Origin of the sequence: Priestia aryabhattai (assembly GCF_023715685.1) — a bacterium.
Taxonomy (GTDB): domain Bacteria; phylum Bacillota; class Bacilli; order Bacillales; family Bacillaceae_H; genus Priestia; species Priestia aryabhattai_B.
In genome coordinates this window covers 1,268,424-1,274,465 of sequence record NZ_JAMBOQ010000001.1, presented here as the reverse complement: position 1 = coordinate 1,274,465, position 6,042 = coordinate 1,268,424, and the positions used below count along the sequence as shown (strand labels likewise).

At 37.1% G+C, this 6,042-nt stretch carries 4 protein-coding genes and 2 tRNA genes; all 6 read left to right on the top strand.

Annotated elements, in window-relative coordinates:
* The first annotated feature begins 36 nt into the window (after positions 1-36).
* The 6 genes from M3225_RS06555 to glgA all read left to right on the top strand — a co-directional run bounded on the left by M3225_RS06555 (position 37) and on the right by glgA (position 6,030).
* Positions 37-127, top strand: a tRNA-Ser gene (locus tag M3225_RS06555).
* Between the two features lie 19 nt (positions 128-146).
* Positions 147-218: transfer RNA gene (locus M3225_RS06550), tRNA-Glu, on the top strand.
* A 273-nt stretch (positions 219-491) separates the two neighbouring features.
* The gene (glgB, locus tag M3225_RS06545; RefSeq protein ID WP_251391820.1) at positions 492-2,453 is read left to right on the top strand and encodes a 1,4-alpha-glucan branching enzyme; all 1,962 of its coding nucleotides are present in this window, start codon (positions 492-494) and stop codon (positions 2,451-2,453) included.
* Positions 2,404-3,555 (top strand): glucose-1-phosphate adenylyltransferase, encoded by a 1,152-nt coding sequence (locus M3225_RS06540; RefSeq protein WP_251391818.1) that lies wholly within the window; start codon positions 2,404-2,406, stop codon positions 3,553-3,555. The genes glgB and M3225_RS06540 overlap by 50 nt, the downstream gene beginning before the upstream one ends.
* 22 nt (positions 3,556-3,577) lie before the next feature.
* Entirely contained in the window at positions 3,578-4,603 is a 1,026-nt protein-coding gene (locus M3225_RS06535; RefSeq protein WP_251391816.1) for a sugar phosphate nucleotidyltransferase, read from the top strand.
* Positions 4,600-6,030: a glycogen synthase GlgA gene (gene glgA, locus M3225_RS06530; protein ID WP_251391814.1), complete on the top strand. Its 1,431-nt coding sequence runs from the start codon at positions 4,600-4,602 to the stop codon at positions 6,028-6,030. The genes M3225_RS06535 and glgA overlap by 4 nt, the downstream gene beginning before the upstream one ends.
* Positions 6,031-6,042: the final 12 nt, after the last annotated feature.

Below are 6,042 nucleotides of genomic sequence, written 5' to 3'. Positions count from 1 at the left end.
CGGTCGTAGGTTCGAGTCCTACCTGTGGAGCCATATGGAGAAGTACTCAAGTGGCTGAAGAGGCGCCCCTGCTAAGGGTGTAGGTCGTGTAAGCGGCGCGAGGGTTCAAATCCCTCCTTCTCCGCCAGTCGTTTTAAATTAAATACGGCCCGTTGGTCAAGCGGTTAAGACACCGCCCTTTCACGGCGGTAACACGGGTTCGAATCCCGTACGGGTCATCTTAAAAAGGTTTGCATATATGCAAACCTTTTTTTATTTGCGCTTTTTTAAAGATTAAGTAAATAGAAATAATAATTAGGAATAATTACCATGAATTTTCAGAATAAAAAGTAAGTTTTAAGCAGGATTTTTCCTATGTCATATGGAATTATTCATAAGGTATGAAGAGTATGGGGCAAAGAGTAATTTTAAAGAACATTTATTCTATTATATTTGTAGAAAATGTTTATGTTTTTACTGTAAAAGGGAATGAGAGGTAAGAAGCGTATATTATGTTTGAAGTTAAAGGGGTGGCAAAAGTGAATCTAGCGGTTCAGCCTACTGAATTTGATGTTCATTTATATCACGAAGGAAACTTATTTCGCAGTTACTCTATTTTCGGTGCGCATCAGGTAACGGTAGAAGGAATTAAAGGCGTACGATTTTGCGTGTGGGCACCTCATGCAAAGGGTGTAAGCGTTGTAGGTGATTTTAATAAATGGAACGGTTTTCAGCATTCAATGGTTAAAGTTAATGAAGAAGGTATTTGGATGACATTTATCCCTGAATTAGAACAAGGGATTATTTATAAATATGAAATCATCACACAAAGCAATCAGAAAAAATTAAAAGCAGATCCATACGCTTTCTTCAGTGAAGTGCGTCCAAACACTGCATCCATTGTTTACTCATTGGATGGGTACAAATGGAACGACCAATATTGGCGTAGAAAGAAAAAACAGCAAAATATATATGAAAGACCACTGTGTATTTACGAGCTGCATGCAGGGTCTTGGAGGACTCATGAAGATGGCAGCCTTTATACATACAGTGAATTAGCACAGGAGCTTATTCCTTATATTGCTGAACAAGGTTTTACACACATTGAGTTATTACCAGTCATTGAGCATCCGCTCGACCGATCCTGGGGATATCAAGGAACTGGATACTATTCTGCTACAAGTCGATATGGTACGCCTAAAGAGTTGATGAACTTTATAGATGAGTGTCATCAAAATAGCATAGGGGTTATTTTAGACTGGGTACCCGGGCATTTTTGTAAGGATGAACATGGTCTGTATATGTTCGATGGAGAACCTACTTATGAATACAAAAAAGAACCGGATCGTGAAAACTACGTTTGGGGAACAGCTAATTTCGATTTAGGAAAGCCTGAAGTACAAAGTTTTCTCATTTCGAACGCTTTATTTTGGTTGGAGTACTTCCATATAGATGGATTTCGAGTAGATGCTGTAGCTAATATGCTTTATTGGCAAAATTCTTCTGGAAAAGCAGTGAATGATGGAGCTGTCAGCTTCTTAAAAAAGTTAAATGAAGCTGTTTTTAAATCTGATGAAACTATATTAATGATGGCAGAAGATTCAACGGATTGGCCCCTTGTTACAGCACCTACATATGAGGGCGGTTTAGGCTTTAATTATAAGTGGAACATGGGATGGATGAATGACGTTTTAACATACATGGAAGCAGGCGTAGAAAGACGTCCCTATCTTCACGATAAAATGACGTTCTCACTAATGTATGCGTTTAACGAAAACTTTATTTTGCCGCTTTCCCATGATGAAGTTGTACATGGAAAAAAATCATTACTTAATAAGATGCCAGGTGATTACTGGCGCAAGTTTGCACAGCTTCGACTGCTATATGGATACTTCTTTACACATCCTGGAAAAAAGCTTTTATTTATGGGCGGAGAGTTTGGTCAATTTGACGAGTGGAAAGATTTAGAGGAGTTGGATTGGATGCTTTATGACTTTGACATGCATCGCAATCTTAACGGATATATGAAGGACCTAATCAAGATCTATAAGAGAAGCAAGTCTTTATATGAATTAGATCATAATCCAGATGGGTTTGAATGGATTGATGTTAACAACCATCATCAACAAATTTTCTCCTTTATTCGTAAGTCGAAAGAAAATCAAGAGATCTTTATAGTTGTTAGCAATTTTTCTGAGCACCCATATCATTCTTACAAAGTTGGAGTTCCAGTTGAGACAGAGTACATTGAAGTTATTAACAGTGATGACGAAGTGTACGGCGGTTCAGGCATTGTAAATAAAAAGGCATTAAAATCAGTGGATGAATCGTTTCACGGTCAACCTTTTTGCATTGAAATGAATATTCCGCCGTTTGGCATTAGTATACTACGAGCAAAGAGAAAACGAGGGGAGAGAAAACAACATGTTAAAAAAGAAATGCGTAGCGATGTTATTGGCAGGAGGAAAAGGTAGTCGGCTAAGTTCACTTACAAAAAATCTAGCAAAGCCAGCTGTACCATTTGGTGGAAAGTATCGAATTATTGATTTTGCTTTAAGTAATTGTACAAATTCGGGTATTGAAACAGTAGGTGTATTAACACAATATCAACCGCTAGTTCTCAATTCATACATTGGAATTGGAAGCGCTTGGGATTTGGACCGACGGAATGGTGGCGTCACGGTATTGCCTCCATATGCGGAGTCAGATGGAGTAAAGTGGTATAAAGGCACGGCTAGTGCTATTTATGAAAATTTAAACTATTTGACACAATATGATCCTGAGTACGTACTAATTCTATCAGGTGATCACATTTATAAAATGAACTATGAAAATATGCTTGATTATCATATAAACAAAGAAGCAGATGTAACGATTTCTGTTATTGAAGTACCTTGGGAAGAAGCGAGCCGTTTTGGTATTTTAAATACAAATAGTGATCTAGACGTAATGGAATTCGACGAAAAACCACAGCGTCCTAAAAATAATCTAGCTTCTATGGGGATTTATATTTTTAAATGGAGTATTTTAAAAGAATATTTAGAAATGGATGCACGCAACCCATACTCAAGCCATGATTTTGGTAAAGATGTTATTCCGCTTTTACTAGATGAAAAGAAAAAGCTAATTGCATACCCATTCCAAGGTTATTGGAAAGATGTAGGAACTGTAAAAAGCTTATGGGAAGCGAATATGGATTTATTGTGTGATAAAGACGAGCTTAATTTATTTGACTCTTCATGGAAAGTTTACTCTGTTAACCCTAATCAGCCTCCTCAATATATCGCGCCAAACGCCTGCGTGGTGGAGTCATTAGTAAATGAAGGGTGTGTTGTTGAAGGAAACGTAGAGCAGTCCGTGTTATTTCCAGGTGTACAAATCGGCTCAGGTTCCGAAGTTAAGAAAACGGTTGTCATGCCTACTGCAAAGATAGGTTCTAACGTATACATTGAAAACGCGATTGTTCCATCGGACATTGAAGTTCCAGACGGTACTATTATTCGACCGACCAAAGGAAGCGAAGAAGTAATTCTTGTTACTCAAGAATTGATTGACTCAGTTGCTAAATGCATTTAACGAACAGAGAGGATGAACGACATTGAATAATCAAATGCTTGGTATTATTGATGCTTGTACAAACACGACAGCGCTGCAGCCTTTAACCTTTTATAGGTCGATTGCTGCGATTCCTTTTGCAGGGCGCTATAGATTAATCGATTTTATGCTCTCTAATATGGTGAACTCTGGAATTTCGAGTGTTGCCATTTTTCCTCGTGATCGCTATCGCGCATTGATGGATCATATAGGTTCAGGTAAAGAATGGGATTTAGATCGGAAGCGAGATGGATTGTTTATCTTTCCTCCTATGACAAGTGATTTACACTTAGAAAGTCCATCACTATTCACGCAGTTCCGTTATCATATTGATTATTTCTTAAGAAGTAAGCAGGAATACGTATTAATTGCCAATAGTTATACAATATGTACAGTTGATTTTGAGCACGTACTGCAACGTCATATTGCTTCAAATGCAGATATTACTGAAATAAAGCAGGGTGATAAATCGCTTAATATGTATATTATTAATAAATCTATTCTTGTTAATATTTTGCAAAATGAATCGCATGATTTTTATACGATTAAAGAACTGGTTCGATATATGGCACAATCTCATCATGTAGAAAAGTATGAGCACCATGGATATACGGCTGAAATTTCTAGCTTAGATGCCTACTATAAAACAAGTATGGAGATTTTATCTCCAGATGTTTGGAAGCAGTTATTTATCAACGAACGTCCTGTTTTCACTAAAGTAAAAGACGAACCGCCTACTCGTTACGCAAAAAAAGCGGTTGTGAAAAACTCAATGATCGCAAACGGATGCGTGATTGAAGGGCATGTGGAAAATAGTATTATCTTCCGAGGTGTCAAAATTGGAAAAGGTACGGTCGTTAAGAATAGCATTGTGATGCAAAAAGGCATTATTTTAGAAAATAGTGTATTAGAAAATGTTGTTTTAGACAAAGATGTGAAAATAGGAAGTAATGAAACGTTGCTAGGTGAGTCAGGATTACCTAGAGTCATTGCTAAAGGAACAACTCAAGGAGCGTTGATGAAGTCGTGAATGTATTATTTGCTGTATCAGAATGTGTACCTTTTATTAAAACAGGAGGATTAGCAGACGTAGCTGGTGCTCTGCCTAAAGAATTAAAAAAGTTAGGAACGAACGTATGTGTAGTCATGCCAAAGTACGGAACGATTCCTCAACATTATCAAGATGAAATGGTTCTTGAAAAAGTTATTCATGTGCAGGTTGGATGGAGAAGACAATACTGCGGAATTGAATCGTTAACGATGGATGGCGTTAAATATATTTTCATTGATAATGAATATTATTTTAAAAGAGATAGCTTATATGGGCACTACGATGACGCTGAACGATTTGCTTTTTTCAGCAGAGCTGTGCTTGAAGCTATCCCATTTTTAGAGAATGAGCCTGATATTATTCATTGTCATGACTGGCATACGGCTATGATTCCATTTTTACTTCGTGCTAATTATGATATGTATGATCATATTCAGACGGTCTTTACGATTCATAACTTGCAATTCCAAGGAATCTTCCCTAAGAGCAATTTGTATGAGTTATTAAATTTAAATGAATATTATTTTACTACAAGCCAGCTCGAGTTTTACGGAAATATTAATTTTATGAAAGCTGCTCTTGTATCAGCTGATAAAATTACCACAGTAAGTCCTACATATCGAGATGAAATTCAAATGCCATATTACGGAGAAAGTTTAGACGGATTATTGCGTCAACGAAATCAAGATTTAATTGGGATTGTAAATGGAATCGATGAAGAGGCTTACAGCCCAGACGCAGATCAGCTTATATCTTACCCTTATTCGGCAGAAGAGATTAAAGGAAAATATAAAAATAAAAAAGAGCTACAGCGCTATCTTGAATTAGAAGAAAATGAGGATGTTCCAATTATTTCGATGGTTACAAGGTTAACTCAGCAGAAGGGATTGGATTTAGTTAAGCGCGTTTTCCATGAGACGGTTAACTTAGGAGCCCAAATTGTCATTTTAGGAACTGGAGAACACGAGTTTGAGCAGTTTTTCCGTGAGATGGAAGATACGTATCCAGAACAAGTAAAAGCAATTATTGGTTTTAATGAGGAATTGGCTCATAAAGTTTATGCCGGTACGGATTTATTTTTAATGCCTTCTCGTTTTGAGCCTTGCGGACTGGGACAGTTAATAGCCTTAAAATATGGAACCATTCCAGTGGTACGTGAAACGGGCGGCCTGAATGATACGGTCAAAGCTTATAATGAATATAGCGGAGAGGGCAATGGCTTCTCTTTTAAGAATTATAATGCTCATGACATGCTTCATACGTTAGAAAGAGCTGTTTCATTTTATCACCAGAAAGATGTATGGAAAAAATTAATGATGGATGCTATGAGTCAGGATTATAGCTGGGGGCAATCAGCATTTAAATATAATCAATTGTATTCAAATTTGACATCTACTCCATCGTGAAAGGGTGAGCAG